At 73.7% G+C, this 13,828-nt stretch carries 15 protein-coding genes; 11 read left to right on the forward strand and 4 right to left on the reverse strand.

The window, feature by feature from the left end; translation table 11 throughout:
- Positions 1–64 precede the first annotated feature (64 nt).
- The gene (locus tag DQ239_RS18145) at positions 65–1,159 is read left to right on the forward strand and encodes an EAL domain-containing protein (RefSeq protein WP_113835823.1); all 1,095 of its coding nucleotides are present in this window, start codon (positions 65–67) and stop codon (positions 1,157–1,159) included.
- A gap of 43 nt (positions 1,160–1,202) precedes the next feature.
- Positions 1,203–1,376: a DUF1059 domain-containing protein gene (locus DQ239_RS18150; protein WP_158544892.1), complete on the forward strand. Its 174-nt coding sequence runs from the start codon at positions 1,203–1,205 to the stop codon at positions 1,374–1,376.
- A 38-nt stretch (positions 1,377–1,414) separates the two neighbouring features.
- Here the strand turns inward: DQ239_RS18150 and DQ239_RS18155 are convergent, their stop codons facing one another.
- Positions 1,415–2,335 carry an aldo/keto reductase gene (locus tag DQ239_RS18155; RefSeq protein ID WP_113835825.1) on the reverse strand — a complete coding sequence of 307 codons (921 nt, stop codon included), beginning with the start codon at positions 2,333–2,335 and terminating at the stop codon, positions 1,415–1,417.
- Between the two features lie 274 nt (positions 2,336–2,609).
- Here DQ239_RS18155 and DQ239_RS18160 point away from each other — a divergent pair, with 274 nt between their 5' ends.
- Together DQ239_RS18160 and DQ239_RS18165 are read left to right on the forward strand one after the other, a co-directional pair.
- Positions 2,610–2,897 (forward strand): HU family DNA-binding protein, encoded by a 288-nt coding sequence (locus DQ239_RS18160; RefSeq protein WP_091768128.1) that lies wholly within the window; start codon positions 2,610–2,612, stop codon positions 2,895–2,897.
- Positions 2,898–3,028: 131 nt separating this feature from the next.
- Positions 3,029–4,285: a serine hydrolase domain-containing protein gene (locus DQ239_RS18165; protein WP_113835826.1), complete on the forward strand. Its 1,257-nt coding sequence runs from the start codon at positions 3,029–3,031 to the stop codon at positions 4,283–4,285.
- Between the two features lie 92 nt (positions 4,286–4,377).
- Here DQ239_RS18165 and DQ239_RS18170 read toward each other — a convergent pair whose 3' ends face one another.
- Positions 4,378–4,839 carry a MaoC family dehydratase gene (locus DQ239_RS18170; RefSeq protein ID WP_113835827.1) on the reverse strand — a complete coding sequence of 154 codons (462 nt, stop codon included), beginning with the start codon at positions 4,837–4,839 and terminating at the stop codon, positions 4,378–4,380.
- A 116-nt stretch (positions 4,840–4,955) separates the two neighbouring features.
- Here DQ239_RS18170 and folP point away from each other — a divergent pair, with 116 nt between their 5' ends.
- The 4 genes from folP to DQ239_RS18190 all read left to right on the forward strand — a co-directional run bounded on the left by folP (position 4,956) and on the right by DQ239_RS18190 (position 8,569).
- Entirely contained in the window at positions 4,956–5,768 is an 813-nt protein-coding gene (gene folP / locus DQ239_RS18175; protein ID WP_233489479.1) for a dihydropteroate synthase, read from the forward strand.
- A 166-nt stretch (positions 5,769–5,934) separates the two neighbouring features.
- Positions 5,935–6,321: a VOC family protein gene (locus tag DQ239_RS18180; RefSeq protein WP_113835829.1), complete on the forward strand. Its 387-nt coding sequence runs from the start codon at positions 5,935–5,937 to the stop codon at positions 6,319–6,321.
- 135 nt (positions 6,322–6,456) lie between these two features.
- Entirely contained in the window at positions 6,457–6,882 is a 426-nt protein-coding gene (locus DQ239_RS18185; RefSeq protein WP_113835830.1) for a PaaI family thioesterase, read from the forward strand.
- An 88-nt stretch (positions 6,883–6,970) separates the two neighbouring features.
- Positions 6,971–8,569, forward strand: coding sequence for a 4-coumarate--CoA ligase family protein (locus tag DQ239_RS18190; protein WP_113835831.1), 1,599 nt, complete (start codon positions 6,971–6,973; stop codon positions 8,567–8,569).
- Between the two features lie 58 nt (positions 8,570–8,627).
- On the opposite strand, the gene DQ239_RS18195 is transcribed toward DQ239_RS18190, so the two are convergent.
- Positions 8,628–9,503 carry a hypothetical protein gene (locus tag DQ239_RS18195; protein ID WP_113835832.1) on the reverse strand — a complete coding sequence of 292 codons (876 nt, stop codon included), beginning with the start codon at positions 9,501–9,503 and terminating at the stop codon, positions 8,628–8,630.
- 237 nt (positions 9,504–9,740) lie between these two features.
- On the opposite strand from DQ239_RS18195, the gene DQ239_RS18200 reads away from it, so the two are divergent.
- Positions 9,741–10,733 (forward strand): NAD(P)H-quinone oxidoreductase, encoded by a 993-nt coding sequence (locus DQ239_RS18200; protein ID WP_113835833.1) that lies wholly within the window; start codon positions 9,741–9,743, stop codon positions 10,731–10,733.
- On the opposite strand, the gene DQ239_RS18205 is transcribed toward DQ239_RS18200, so the two are convergent.
- Complete coding sequence (locus DQ239_RS18205) at positions 10,730–11,950, reverse strand: cysteine desulfurase-like protein (protein WP_233489469.1); 1,221 nt, start codon at positions 11,948–11,950, stop codon at positions 10,730–10,732. The genes DQ239_RS18200 and DQ239_RS18205 overlap by 4 nt on opposite strands.
- 99 nt (positions 11,951–12,049) lie before the next feature.
- Between DQ239_RS18205 and DQ239_RS18210 the strand changes: the two genes are divergently transcribed.
- Complete coding sequence (locus DQ239_RS18210; RefSeq protein WP_113835835.1) at positions 12,050–12,604, forward strand: bacterial proteasome activator family protein; 555 nt, start codon at positions 12,050–12,052, stop codon at positions 12,602–12,604.
- A 168-nt stretch (positions 12,605–12,772) separates the two neighbouring features.
- Complete coding sequence (locus DQ239_RS18215; protein ID WP_113835884.1) at positions 12,773–13,780, forward strand: type IV toxin-antitoxin system AbiEi family antitoxin domain-containing protein; 1,008 nt, start codon at positions 12,773–12,775, stop codon at positions 13,778–13,780.
- The last annotated feature ends 48 nt before the right edge of the window (positions 13,781–13,828 follow it).

The following is a 13,828-nucleotide window of genomic DNA, read 5'->3' on the forward strand; positions in this document are numbered from 1 at the left end:
CCCTCGCCGGGGTGACCCCGCGCACCTGCCTCAAGAACGGCGCCGCACCGTCCGATGGTCAAGCATGCTCGGGACACGCATCGGCCTGCCGGACTGCCGTCCGCTACTGGCCGACCCCGCCGACCTGACGCTGGCCTTCCAGCCGATCGTCGGGCTCGAGACCGGCACGATCGCCGGGTACGAGGCGCTGGCCCGCTTCCCGGGCTCGGCCGGCCCCGACGTCTGGTTCGTCGCCGCCGCCGAGGCCGGGATCGCCGCCGAGCTCGAGGCGCTGGCCCTCCACCAGGCGCTCGCCGCCGTCCCCGCCCTGCCCGACGACACGTTCCTCACCGTCAACGTGAGCCCGCACCTGCTGGGCACGACACCGGTGCAGAACGCGCTGGCCACCCGCCCCGACCTGCACCGCGTCGTCGTCGAGCTCACCGAGCACACCCCCGTCGACGACCTCGCCGCCCTGCGGCGGCAGACCGACGCGCTGCGCGCCCGCGGCGCCCTCATCGCCCTCGACGACGCCGGCAGCGGCTACTCCGGCCTCCAGCAGATGGCCGCCCTGCGCCCGCAGCTGGTCAAGCTCGACCGCGCACTCGTGGCCGACGCCGACGCCGACCCCGTCCGGATGGCGCTGGCCGAGATGGTCGGCGAGTTCGCCGGCCGCATCGACGCCTGGATGCTCGCCGAGGGCGTCGAGACGGCGGCCGAGCTGGCCGCCTTCGCCCAGCTCGGCGTCCCCCTCGCGCAGGGGTGGCTGCTGGGCCGCCCCGCTCCCACGTTCGCCCCGCTCGCCCCCGAGGTGGCGCAGCTCGTCCGCGCCCAGGTGGCCCGCGCCCGGCTGACCGAGAGCGTGGCCAGCCTGCTCCGGCCGGTGCGCCAGTGCGCCCACGGCGAGGACGTCGTCGGCGTCCCGCCGGCCCTGCTCCTCGGCCTGCACGGCGAGCCCGCCGGGCTGCTGCTCAGTGACCCGCGGACGGCGGAGGTGTACACCGCCCCGGTCTCGCTGCGGGTCCACCCGTCCAGCGACGTCCACGAGACCCTCCAGCGCGCCATGACCCGCGCGTCGGCGCACCGGTGGGAGCCGGTGGTGTGCACCGACCTCACGGGCCACGTCCTGGGGATCCTCCGCGTCGAGGACCTCATCGCCGCGGCCCGCAAGAGCCGTTGATCACGACCCCCTGCACCCGATCCCTCACCAGAAGGAGAACCCCTTGAAGCGCTTCGCCTGCGGCGACATCATCCCCGGCTGCGCCTCGAGCTTCACGGCCGCGGACGACGAGGGCATCCTCGTGCAGACCCGGCGTCATGCCGTCGAGGCCCACGGCGCTGCGGAGCCGGGCACCGACTCCGACGTGCTCGTCCGGCCTGCCATCCGCCCTGCCTGACCAACCGGTCGGCGGGCGCGGCCGCGCCGGCTCACCGGTCAGGCCGAGGCGCGGTCCAGCTGTTCGCGCTGGTCGTCGGTGAGCACCAGGTCGAGCATCGGCAGCAGGTCCGCCAGCTGGTCCACGTTCCGGCCGGACGCGATCGGCGCCACCACCGTGGGCTGGTCGGCCAGCCAGCGCAGGGCCACCGCGGGCACGGGAACGCCCTGGGCCCGGGCGACGTCGCCCAGCGCGGTCAGCACCCGGTCGCCGCGCTCGCCCACGTAGGCCGCCGCACCCTTCGCGCGCGGTGAGTCGATCTGCTCCCCCGCCCGGTACTTGCCGGTGAGGAACCCCTTCGCCAGCCCGAAGTAGGGCAGCACCCCGATGCCCAGCGCCTGCACGGCGTCGCGCAGCTCGCCCTCGTAGGCCTCGCGCTCCACCAGGTTGTAGTGCGTCTGCAGGGCGGTGTACCCCCGGATGCCCAGCCGCTGCGCCGTCTCGTGGGCCTCGATCAGCCGCGCCGCCGAGTAGTTCGACGCCGCCACGTACCGGACCAAGCCCCGCTGCACCAGCTCGTCGAACGCGGTGAGGGTCTCCTCCAGCGGCGTCGTCGGGTCGTCGTAGTGGGCGTAGTACAGGTCGATCCGGTCGGTCTGCAGCAGCCGCAGCGATCGCTCGGCCGCGGCGCGGATCTCCCCGGCGGCCAGCGGGTGCTCCTTCCGGCCCGGCGAGGCCTTGGTGGCGACGACGACCCGGTCGCGGGCGATCCGGGACGCCATCCAGTCGCCCAGGATCTGCTCCGAGGCGCCGTTGCCGTACATCTCGGCGGTGTCCACGAACGCCGGCTGCGGGTCCACCGCGTCGAGGAACCGGTCGAGGACGGCGAAGGACGTCGGCGCGTCCGCCGTCCAGCCGAACACGTTGCCGCCCAGGCAGAGGTCGCTGACGGTCAGATCGGTCCCGGGGAGCTGCGCCATGCCCCCACGCTAAGTGGGCTGGACCACAGTTGCGCGCCGTCCGGCGTGGGGCAGATGTGACCTGGGAGCCATCCAGGGCCCGGAAATCGCCGCCCACTGGCGGATTGTCGGGCCGACATGGCAGCGTGCCCCGGGTCCGGCTCTCGTCAGGCCGGGCCCGGACCCCTGCGCCGCGTGGCGCGGATCCGGACACCCCACGGCGCAGATCGCGCCCGGGGCGTCGGCCAGGTGTCGAACCGAAGGCACCGGTCACCCCCCAACGAAAGGATGCTCGATGAACAAGGCTGAACTGGTCTCCGCCATCGCCAAGCGCGCCGATGTGCCGGCCTCCACCGTGGACGCCGTCATCGCCGGTCTCCAGGAGGAGCTCGTCGACGCCATCACCCGCGGCGACAAGGTCGCCGTCTCCGGCCTGCTGACCGTCGAGCGCACGCAGCGCTCCGCTCGCACGGGCCGCAACCCGCAGACCGGCGAGACGATCGAGATCGCGGCCGCGAACACCGTCAAGGTGACCGCCGGCTCGAACCTCAAGAAGGCTGCGAGCGCCGTCCCGGTCTCCTGACCTGAGCGCTCCGCCGACCGCCGTCGGGCGTCGCGCCGCACCCGTGTGGTCCGGGCCACAGTGCCATGGGTCAGGATGCGGGTGCAGGCGCCGCCCGACGGCGGTCGGCGCACAGGCAGCGGAGGTCCCCCGTGGGCAGTGATCTGACCGTCAGCACCGATCCGGCCGAGGTGGGCTTCGACGCCGGCCGGCTCGAGCGGCTGGACCGGCGGCTGTCCCGCTGGGTGGACGACGGCCAGCTGCCCGGCTTCCTGGTCACCGTCGCCCGGCACGGCGAGCTCGTGCACGTCGGCCGCGGCGGCTTCCGGGACATGGAGGCCGGCCTGCCGGTGGAGGACGACACCCGCTGGCGCATCTTCTCGATGACCAAGCCCATCACCTCGGTCGCGGCGATGATGCTGTACGAGGAGGGCGCCTTCGAGCTCACCGACCCGATCACGAAGTGGCTGCCCGAGTTCGCCGAGACCCGCGTCTACGTCGCCGGCTCCGCGCAGAAGCCGGTCACTGTCCCGCAGATCGAGCCGATCCGCGTCTGGCACCTGCTCAGCCACACGTCGGGGCTCACCTACGGCTTCCACCACGCCCACCCCGTCGACGCGATCTACCGCGCCATGGGCCACGAGTGGGGCACCCCCCGCGGCGCCGACTCCGCCGAGGTCACCCGCCAGTGGGCGTCGGCACCGCTGGTCTTCCAGCCCGGGACCGAGTGGAACTACGGCGTCTCCACCGACGTCCTCGGCCGGCTCGTCGAGGTCATCTCCGGACAGCCGCTGGACGAGTTCTTCGCCTCCCGCATCTTCGCCCCGCTGGGCATGCAGGACACCTCCTTCGGCCTGCGCCCCGAGGACGACCCCGAGTCCCTCGCCCGCCTCTACCTCGCGACGCCGGGCACGCCGGGCGGGCCCTCCTCGGGCATGACGTTCAGCGAGGCGATGGACCGGGGCGCCCATCGCAAGCCCGACTTCCTGTCCGGTGGCGGCGGGCTGGTCTCCACCGCGGGGGACTACCTGCGGTTCGTCGAGATGCTGCGGCGCGGCGGCTCCTACGACGGCGGGCGGCTGCTGAGCCCGCGGACCATCCGGCAGATGCGCACCAACCACCTGCCCGGCAACGTGGACCTGGACACCTACGGCCGGCCGCTGTTCGCCGAGACGCCGATGCGCGGCGTCGGCTTCGGCCTGGGCTTCTCGATGGTCCTGGACCCGGCGGCCTACGGGGTGCTCTCCAGCCCCGGCGACTACAGCTGGGGCGGAGCGGCGTCCACGGCCTTCTACGTCGACCCGGTCGAGGACGTGACGGTGCAGTTCTTCACGCAGCTGCTGCCCTCGAGCACCCTGCCGATCCGCAACTACCTGCGCCAGCTGGTCAACCAGGCCCTCGTCGACTGAACCCACCGCTTTTCCGCGGAAAAGCAGCCCGCTTTACCGCGGAAAAGCAGAGCCCTCCGGGACTTTCTGTACAGAAAGTCCCGGAGGGTGGGTCAGACGTAGCGGCGGTAGACGACAGTGGCGACCATCGCGGGCTTGGTGCCGCCCTCGATCTCCATCGTCACAGCCAGATTCATCGCGATGCCGCCGGCGAACGGGGTCGCGGACTCCATCGTCGCGCCGGCCCGCACGCGCGCGCCCACGGGCACCGGCGAGGGGAAGCGCACCTTCTCGGTGCCGTAGTTCACGCCCATGCTGAAGCCGGTGATCGTGACGATCTGCGGCACCAGCGAGGGCAGCAGCGACAGCGTCAGGTAGCCGTGCGCGATCGGCCCGCCGAAGGGGCTCTCCTTCTTCGCGCGCTCGGGGTCGACGTGGATCCACTGCTGGTCACCGGTCGCGTCGGCGAACTGCTGCACCTGCTCCTGGGTGATCGTCACCCAGTCGCTGTAGCCGAGGTGCTGCCCGACGAGGCTCTGCACGCCCTCGACGCCGTCGACGGTGGTCTGCGCCATTGCTCGTCCTTCCGAAGGAGTCTGGTTGGCTGACTCCACCACACCGGCGTCACGGAGGAGGGAACGGGTTGCTCCGGATCGGTGCGCTGGATGTGCCAGACGGTGACTTCGTGCTGATGGCGATCGTGAACCGGACACCTGACTCGTTCTACGACCGCGGCGCCACTTTCGGAATGGCTGCGGCCCTCGAGCGGGTGGACCGGGTGGTCGCCGAGGGCGCCGACATGGTGGACGTCGGCGGCGTGAAGGCCGCGCCGGGTGAGGACGTCGACGCCGCGGAGGAGATCCGGCGCACCGTCGACCTGGTCGCGGCCATCCGCGCCGCGCACCCCGCGCTGCCGATCTCCATCGACACCTGGCGCGCCGAGGTGGCCCGCGAGGCCCTGGCCGCCGGCGCCGACGTCGTCAACGACGCCTGGGGCGGGGTGGACCCGGAGCTGGCCGCCGTCGCGGCGGAGGCAGGGGCCGGCATCGTCTGCACGCACGCCGGCGGGCTGCCGCCGCGCACCCGGCCGCACCGCGTGCAGTACGACGACGTCGTCGCCGACATCGTCACCCGGACGACGGCGCTGGCCGAGGCCGCTGTGGCGGCGGGGGTGGACCGCGAGCGGGTGCTCGTCGACCCCGGGCACGACTTCGGCAAGAACACCCGGCACTCGCTGGAGGCCACGCGGCGGCTCGAGGAGCTGGTCGCCACGGACTGGCCGGTGCTGGTGGCGCTGTCGAACAAGGACTTCGTCGGGGAGACCCTCGGCGTCCCCCTCGAGGAGCGGCTCACCGGCACGCTGGCGACGACGGCGGTGAGCGCCTGGCTGGGCGCCCGGGTGTTCCGCGCCCACGACGTCGGCCCCACCCGGCAGACGCTGGACATGGTCGCCTCGATCCAGGGCACGCGCGCCCCGCTGCGCACCGTCCGCGGCCTCGCCTGAGCCCGCCGCCGGGTACCGCCCCGACCGCCCCGGTACCGCGCTGCACCGCGGTACCCGCAGCCCGGAGGCGGTACCGACGCGGAGGTGCGCAAGGCTCTGGTGACCGTGGCCCGGCCGGTCTACCGTCCGCGTCCTCAGACCCTCGGCGAGCACCGGAGGTGGCGGGATGAGCGGTCGGGTCGTGCACTTCGAGATCCCCTACGACGACGGCGACCGGGCGCGGAGCTTCTACAAGGCCGCGTTCGACTGGGAGGTCGTCCAGATGCCGGACATGGGCGGCTACACGCTGGTCATGACCGGCCCGAGCGGCGAGCAGGAGCCGACCGAGCCCGGGTTCATCAACGGCGGGATGCTCTCGCGGGAGATGGCCAGCACCCGGCATCCGGTCGTGGTCGTCGACGTGCCCAGCATCGACGCGACCCTGGAGCGGATGGCCGAGCTGGGCGGCAGCGTCGTCGCGGGGAAGATGCCGGTGGGTGACATGGGCTTCGCCGCCTACGTCTCCGACCCCGAGGGCAACGTCGTCGGCCTGTGGGAGACCGCCCGCAGCTGACCGCTCGACCTCGCGGTACGGCAGCGAACCCCGCGGTCGACCGCGCACCCGGCTGCCACACCGCGAGGTCGACCGCGCCGCGCGAGGTCGACGGCGCCCGGTGAGGGCGAAGGATGCGCTCGCTACGTTGCCCGCATGGCCGCCACGGGATTCCTCACCGCCGACGAGCTCAACGCCCTCCTCCCGGGCACGCTCCCGGGGCTGCTGGGCATCGTCGTGGACACCCACGAGCCCGGGCGCCTCACGAGCCACCTCGACGTCCGCCCCGAGCTGCTCGCCCCGAACGGCTACCTGCACGCCGGCACCGTGGTCACCCTCGCCGACACCAGCTGCGGCCTGCCCACGCGCGCGCTGCTGCCCGAGGGCTCCTCCGGGTTCACCACCATCGAGCTCAAGAGCAACCACCTGGGCACCGCGCGCGAGGGCCGGATCACCTGCGAGGCGACCGCCGCCCACGCCGGGCGGACCACGCAGGTCTGGGACGCCGTCGTCCGCAACGCGGAGTCGGGGAAGACGATCGCGCTGTTCCGCTGCACGCAATCGGTGCTCTGGCCCCGCTGAGGACGGCGGTCCGCGCGCCCGACCCGGCGGTGACCGCCGACACGCCGGATGTGAGACTGGCGCCACACCAGCATCGAGGAGGACCCCCGTGGCACTGGCCAGCCCGTTTCCGGACGTAGCGATCCCCGACAAGTCGGTCCCCGAGGCCGTCCTGGCCGCAGGCAGGGAGCGCCCCGACGCGCCCGCTCTCATCGACGGTCTCAAGGGTGACGTGATCACCCACGGTCAGCTGGCCCAGTACGTCGACCGGGTGGCGGCCAACCTGCACGCGCGGGGCCTGCGCAAGGGCGACGTCGTCGCCGTCTTCTGCCCCAACACCCAGTGGTTCCCCGTGGTGTTCCACGGCATCGCGGCCGCCGGCTGCGTGATGAGCCCGATCAACTCGCTCTACACGCCCGACGAGATCGCCTTCCAGCTCAAGGACTCGGGCGCGAAGATCCTGATCACGATCTCGATGTTCCTGGACCGGGCCACGGCCGCGGCCGAGAAGTCGCCCGTCGACGAGATCGTCGTGCTCGACGGCGCGGACGGGCACGCCAACCTCTTCGACCTCCTGGGCGCCGACGCCCCGAGCGTCACGGTGGACATCGACCCGGCGAACGACCTGGTCACGCTGCCCTACTCCAGCGGCACCACAGGGCTCCCGAAGGGCGTCATGCTCACCCACCGCAACCTGGTGGCGAACGTGACGCAGTGCCTCCCGCTGCTCAAGACCGGCGCGGAGGAGCGGATCATCGCCGTCCTGCCGTTCTTCCACATCTACGGGCTGACCGTGCTCATGAACCAGGGCCTGGCGCTGGGCGGCACGGTGGTGACCCTCCCCCGGTTCGAGCTCGAGGACTTCCTCCGCACGATCCAGGACCACAAGATCACCCGCGCCTTCGTGGCGCCGCCCATCCTGCTGGCGCTGGCCAAGCACCCGATGGTCGACCAGTACGACCTCAGCTCGCTGCAGTCCATCCTCTCCGGCGCCGCACCGCTGGACGAGCAGCTGGCCCTCGCGGTCGAGCAGCGGCTGCGCAAGGGCGCCGACAGCGGCGTCACGGTGGGCCAGGGCTACGGCATGACCGAGCTCTCCCCGGTCTCGCACACCACGCCGGACCCCGACGCCATGCCGCCGGGCTTCTCCGGCGAGGTGCCGAAGGGCTCGGTCGGCTTCGCCATTCCGAACACCGAGTGCCGGCTCATCGACCCGAACACCGGGGAGGACGCCGCCCCGGGCGAGCGCGGTGAGCTGTGGGTGCGCGGGCCGCAGGTGATGAAGGGCTACCTCAACAACGAGGAGGCCACCCGCTCCACCGTGGACGCCGAGGGCTGGCTGCACACCGGCGACGTCGCGATCGTCGACGAGCACGGCATCTACACCGTCGTCGACCGCGTCAAGGAGCTGATCAAGTACAAGGGCTACCAGGTGGCCCCGGCCGAGCTCGAGGCCGTGCTGATCAACCACCCGGAGATCGCCGACGCCGCCGTCATCGGGGTGCCGGACAAGGAGAGCGGCGAGGAGCTGCCCAAGGCGTTCGTCGTCCGCGCGCAGGGCTCGGAGCTCACCGAGGACGCCGTCATCGCCTACATGGGCGAGAAGGTGGCGCCGCACAAGAAGATCCGGTTCGTCGAGTTCATCGACCAGGTGCCGAAGTCCTCGGCCGGCAAGATCCTGCGCAAGGAGCTCAAGGCCCGGGCGTGAGCAGGGCGGCGCCGGGCCGGGACGACGTCGTCCCGGCCCGGCGCCGCGGTCGCCCCGGTCAACCGTCTCGTGGCCGCCGGGGAGCGCTGTCGCTGCGGGTGCTCTCCCGCGCGTCGGCCGCCGTCCTGCGGTCGACCGGGGGCGGCGGGGACCAGGAGGGCGGTCCGCCGGAGCGGGGCGCCGCAGGGACGGCGGGACGCCGCAGCGCGACCACCAGGAGGAGCACGGCCAGCAGGAGCACGACCAGCCCCCCGCCGATCAGGGCCCAGGCGAACCCGGTGAGCGCCGGGACGGTGGCCCCGACGCGCGCGTCCACGGCGACCCCGGCCGAGCCGTCGGCGTTCATCACCACCAGCGTCCAGGTGCCGTCGTCCGGATCCCAGCCGAGCTGCTGCGTCCCGGGGCCCGAGGCCTGGACGGTCCAGAAGTCCTGGTCGGCCGGCGGCCCGCTGGGGGCTCCCCCGGGCAGCAGGACCTGATCGGCGGCCGAGGTGTCCAGCCCGAGGTCGGCGATCACGGTGCGCCGCACCCCGTCGAGGTATCCGTCGACGTCGGCCGACGGCGCGACGCCCACGAAGACACCCCTGGTCGGATCGGCGGCCGTCAGCTCGACGCGCGTCGTGCCCAGCGCCGCGGTGAACCCCACCCAGTCCGCGCCGGTCGCCAGGTCGATCCGCTCGCTGAGCAGCGCGGCGCCCGGCGTCTCGAAGGCGTCGGACGCGGTGTAGAGGTAGCCGTCGTCGGCCCGCTCCCCCTGGTCGGCCCAGAGCAGCACCCCGCCTGCACCGAGCAGGCCGAGGGCGAGCAGGACCAGCAGGGCACCCACGACGCCCGCGACGATGCGCCCCGCACCGACCCGCGGAGGCGGCGGCGGGACCCACCTCCCGGCCGGAGGACCGGACGGCGGCGAGGCAGCGGGCGGGTCGGCGGCCATGGGGCACCTCCTGGTGCCGCCGGGCCGCGGACGCCGCGGCGCGTGCCGGCGGCCCGGACACCCTCCCACCGGACCGGCGGCCCGCCGGCCGCGCGGGCGCGCCGATCCGCCCCGCCGGGGGTCCGCACGGCGCGTCGGTGCGCACCGTCGACCGGGCGTGTGCGAGGACGTCGGCGGCCGCTGCAGGAGCGATCCCCGCAGGCCCACCCCGCGCACCGCCCCTCCTAAGGTCGGGGCATGCGCGCGGTGACGATCAGCGAACCCGGGAGCCCCGACGTCCTCGGCTGGTCGGAGGTCCCCGACCCGGTCTGCGGCCCGGGCGAGGTGCTGGTCGACGTCGCGGCCACCGCGGTGAACCGCGCCGACCTCATGCAGCGGCAGGGCTTCTACCCGCCGCCCCCGGGGGCCAGCGAGATCCTCGGCCTGGAGTGCAGCGGCGTCATCAGCGAAGTGGGCGAGGGCGTCGTCGGCTGGTCGGTGGGCGACGAGGTGTGCGCGCTGCTCTCCGGCGGCGGGTACGCCGAGCGCGTCGCCGTCCCGGCCGGGCAGCTGCTGCCGCGCCCGGCGGGCGTGGAGCTGGCGACGGCGGCCGCGCTGCCGGAGGTCGTGTGCACCGTCTGGTCCAACGTCTTCCTGCTGGCCGGGCTGCGCCGCGGCGACAGCTTCCTGGTGCACGGCGGGTCCAGCGGCATCGGCACGATGGCCATCCAGCTCGCCGCCCGCGCCGGCGCGCGGGTGTTCGCCACCGCGGGCACGCAGGCCAAGCTCGACGTCTGCCGGGAGCTCGGCGCCGACGTGGCGATCAACTACCGCGACGAGGACTTCGTCGAGCGGGTACGCGCCGAGACCGACGGCCGGGGTGCGGACGTCGTCCTGGACAACATGGGCGCGAAGTACCTGGACCGGAACATCGACGCGCTCGCCGTGGGTGGGCGGCTGGTGATCATCGGCCTGCAGGGCGGCGCGAAGGCGGAGCTGAACATCGGGAAGCTGCTGTCCAAGCGGGCGGCGGTGCACGCCACCGCGCTGCGCTCGCGCCCGGCGACCGGTCCCGGCGGCAAGGCCGAGATCATCGAGGCGGTGCGCCACGACGTGTGGCCCGACGTCGAGCGCGGCACGATCCGCCCGATCGTCGACCGGCGGCTGCCCATGTCGCGGGCGGCCGAGGCGCACCGGGCCGTGGAGGCCAGTGAGCACGTCGGCAAGGTCCTGCTGCTCCCCGCGGACTAACGGGGGCGGGGCCGGAGGGCGGCGACCGCGTCGATGACCTGCCCCACCTCGTCCGGGGTGTTGTAGTGCATGAGGCCCAGCCGCACCGCTCCACCGCTCTCGGTGATGCCGAAGGCGTCGAAGAGCTCGCGGGCGTAGGCGTCGCCGTCCCACACGCAGATGCCCTGCCGGTTGAGCTCGACGGCCACCTGTCGGGGCCGCATGCCGTCGACGCGGAACGCCAGTGTCGGCGTCGTCCGTGGGGCGCTGCCCAGCACCTGCACGTGCCGCATCGCCCGCAGGGCGTCGTCCAGCCAGCCGAACAGCTCGCCCTCGTACCGCGCCACGGCGGCCATGGACGACCGCAGCCGCTCGCGGCGGGAGCCGAACGGCTCACCGCTCAGCCCGGCCAGGTGGTCGACCGCTGCCGAGACCCCGGCGTAGAGCTCGTAGGCCGCCGCGCCCGTCTCGAAGCGCTCGGGGACCTTGTCCGGCATGGACAGCAGCTTGTCCGGGTGCAGGTGGGCCAGCAGCTGGGGATCGGCGACGACGGCGCCCACGTGCGGGCCGCACCACTTCGACGCCGACAGCGCCAGGAAGTCTGCCCCCAGGGCGGTGCGGTCCAGGTACATGTGGGGGGCGGCGTGCGAGGCGTCGACGTAGACCATCGCCCCGACCGCGTGCGCCCGCGAGGAGATCTCGGCCACCTCGGGGCAGGTGCCGATCGCGCTGCTCGCGGCGGTGAGGGCGACCAGCCGGGTCCGCCGGTTGACCAGGTCGTCGTACTGCCAGGCGGGCAGCTCACCGGTCTCGATGTCGACCTCGGCCCAGCGGACGGCCACCCCGCGCTCCTCGGCCAGCTGCACCCACGGGCGGATGTTGGCGTCGTGGTCCAGGCGGCTCACCACGATCTCGTCCCCGGGCCGCCACGCCTTCGCGATGGCCCGGGCCATCGCGTACGTCACCGACGTCATGCTGGCGCCCAGGACGACGCCGCCCGCGGTACCGCCCACGAGGTCGGCGACCGCGGACCGGGCGCCGGCGACCAGCCCCTCGGCGCGGGCGGAGGCGGCGAAGACACCACCCCGCGCGGCGACCGGCATCCGCAGCGCGTGCCCGACCGCCCGGGCGACGTCCTCGGGCAGCAGCGCGCCACCGGGCCCGTCGACGTGCACGTAGCCGTCGGCGAGGGCGGGGAAGAGGCCGCGGACCCGAGCGACGTCGAGCCGGGCCTCCATGCTCCGCACCCTAGTTGGCCGGGGCGCCGAACCGGCCAGTCGCTCCGGCGTCGGCCGACCGCGCGTCCGGCGATCGGCATCGGGGGGCAGGATGGAGGCATGACTGCACCCGGCACCGGCAGCGAACGTCCGCACCAGGTCGTCGTCGTGGGCCCCGACGGCCAGTCCGTGGGCGCCCTGCCGATGGACCTCGCCCAGGGCGCCGAGGACGGCGACGGCGCCGCGACGCAGATCGGCGAGATGGTGGAGCAGCCGGCCAAGGTCATGCGGATCGGCACCATGATCAAGCAGCTGCTCGAGGAGGTGCGCGCGGCGCCCCTGGACGAGGCCAGCCGCAACCGGCTGCGCGACATCCACGCCTCGTCCATCCGCGAGCTCGAGCAGGGCCTGGCCCCCGAGCTGCGCGAGGAGCTGGACCGGATCACCCTGCCGTTCAGCGAGGACCAGACCCCCACCGACGCCGAGCTGCGGATCGCGCAGGCGCAGCTGGTCGGCTGGCTGGAGGGCGTCTTCCACGGCATCCAGACGGCGCTGTTCGCCCAGCAGATGGCCGCGCGGGCGCAGCTGGAGGAGATGCGCCGCCGGGCACTCCCGGGCGGTCAGGGCTCACCCGCCCAGCCCGACTTCCGCCCCGGTGGCGGCCAGTACCTCTAGGGCCCTCCCTCCGCCCACGTGCTGCCGGGATCAGGTGACCTGATCGTCGAGCGTCCTACCTCACCGCGCGCCGTGAGGTAGGACGCTCGGCGCTGAGGGAGGACAGTGGTTGTCCACAGATTCGCCGAACCCGTTCACCACGCGCCGTCCGGTCCCGAGGGTGAGGGGGTGCATCCACACCTCGAAGCCATCGCGCGACGTCGTGGCGGCGTCTTCACCGTTGCCGACGCCCGTCAGGTGGGCTACCGCCCCGACGAGGTGCGCGCCGCTGTCGGCTCGGGCGCCTGGCACCGTCTCCGGCGCGGCGTCTACGTGGCCGCGGAGCGGTGGGCCGTCTCGGCGGCCGACCCGCGCGCCCGCCATCTGCTCGACGTCCTGGCCGCACTCGCCGTCCTCGGACCCGGACCGGTGGTCAGCCACTCGTCCGCCGCACGGTTCCACGAGCTCGTCCTGCCACGCGGCACCGACGGGCTGGTCAGGCTGACGGACAGGGACCAGTGGCGGACCGGCCGGGGGTACCGCATCTCGGCAGCCGACCTCCCCTCCCTCGACGTCGTCGACGCCGGTGCGCTGATTGTGACCGCGGTGGCGCGGACGCTCGTTGACTGCGCGCGGGAATGGCCGCTCGTCGACGGCGTCGTCGCGATGGATGCGGCGATGTTCCAGGGGAAGGTGACGCGCGCGGCCCTGACGGCCGCGGTGCTGGCGCAGAGTCACTGGCTGGGCATCGGCAGGGCGGCTCAGGCAGTCGACCTGTCCGACGGCCGGGCGGAATCGCCGCTCGAGTCGCGCGGGCGGTTTGGAGTCGTGGAGGCCGGCCTCCCGCGCCCCGAGTTGCAGGTCGAGCTGCACGGTCCGCGCGGTTTCGTTGCGCGCGTGGACGGTTGGTTCGAGGACCCGGGCGTCGCCCTGGAGTTCGACGGCCGCGTGAAGTACGAGGACCCGCGTGACGGCCGGACGCCTGCGGAAGTCGCGTGGGAGGAGAAGCGACGGGAGGACGCGATCCGCGACCTCGACGTACCGGTGGTCCGCGTCGTCCAGGCCGACCTTCCTCGGCTGCACGGGCCGGTCGAGCGGCTCAGGTACCTCCTGGCCCGGCCGTCCAGCGGCCCCAGACGCTTCCGGGTCGTCCGTCGCCCGGAACCCGGTTCAGAGCCCGGGGACGCCGTCGCCTGACTGGCACCGTCGTCGCCCGCTGGGGCGTCCTACCTCATCGCAACGCGT

It is taken from the genome of Blastococcus sp. TF02-09 (assembly GCF_003319105.1).
Taxonomy (GTDB): Bacteria; Actinomycetota; Actinomycetes; order Mycobacteriales; family Geodermatophilaceae; genus Blastococcus.

What these genes read in the sequence shown, in the direction of transcription:
- DQ239_RS18210 (WP_113835835.1), top strand. Translation starts at nt 12,050, where the DNA reads ATGACTGCACCCGGCACCGGCAGCGAACGTCCGCACCAGGTCGTCGTC.
- DQ239_RS18200 (WP_113835833.1), top strand. Translation starts at nt 9,741, where the DNA reads ATGCGCGCGGTGACGATCAGCGAACCCGGGAGCCCCGACGTCCTCGGC.
- DQ239_RS18205 (WP_233489469.1), bottom strand. Translation starts at nt 11,950, where the DNA reads ATGGAGGCCCGGCTCGACGTCGCTCGGGTCCGCGGCCTCTTCCCCGCC.
- DQ239_RS18160 (WP_091768128.1), top strand. Translation starts at nt 2,610, where the DNA reads ATGAACAAGGCTGAACTGGTCTCCGCCATCGCCAAGCGCGCCGATGTG.
- DQ239_RS18180 (WP_113835829.1), top strand. Translation starts at nt 5,935, where the DNA reads ATGAGCGGTCGGGTCGTGCACTTCGAGATCCCCTACGACGACGGCGAC.
- DQ239_RS18145 (WP_113835823.1), top strand. Translation starts at nt 65, where the DNA reads ATGCTCGGGACACGCATCGGCCTGCCGGACTGCCGTCCGCTACTGGCC.
- DQ239_RS18170 (WP_113835827.1), bottom strand. Translation starts at nt 4,839, where the DNA reads ATGGCGCAGACCACCGTCGACGGCGTCGAGGGCGTGCAGAGCCTCGTC.
- DQ239_RS18155 (WP_113835825.1), bottom strand. Translation starts at nt 2,335, where the DNA reads ATGGCGCAGCTCCCCGGGACCGATCTGACCGTCAGCGACCTCTGCCTG.
- DQ239_RS18185 (WP_113835830.1), top strand. Translation starts at nt 6,457, where the DNA reads ATGGCCGCCACGGGATTCCTCACCGCCGACGAGCTCAACGCCCTCCTC.
- folP (WP_233489479.1), top strand. Translation starts at nt 4,956, where the DNA reads ATGGCGATCGTGAACCGGACACCTGACTCGTTCTACGACCGCGGCGCC.
- DQ239_RS18195 (WP_113835832.1), bottom strand. Translation starts at nt 9,503, where the DNA reads ATGGCCGCCGACCCGCCCGCTGCCTCGCCGCCGTCCGGTCCTCCGGCC.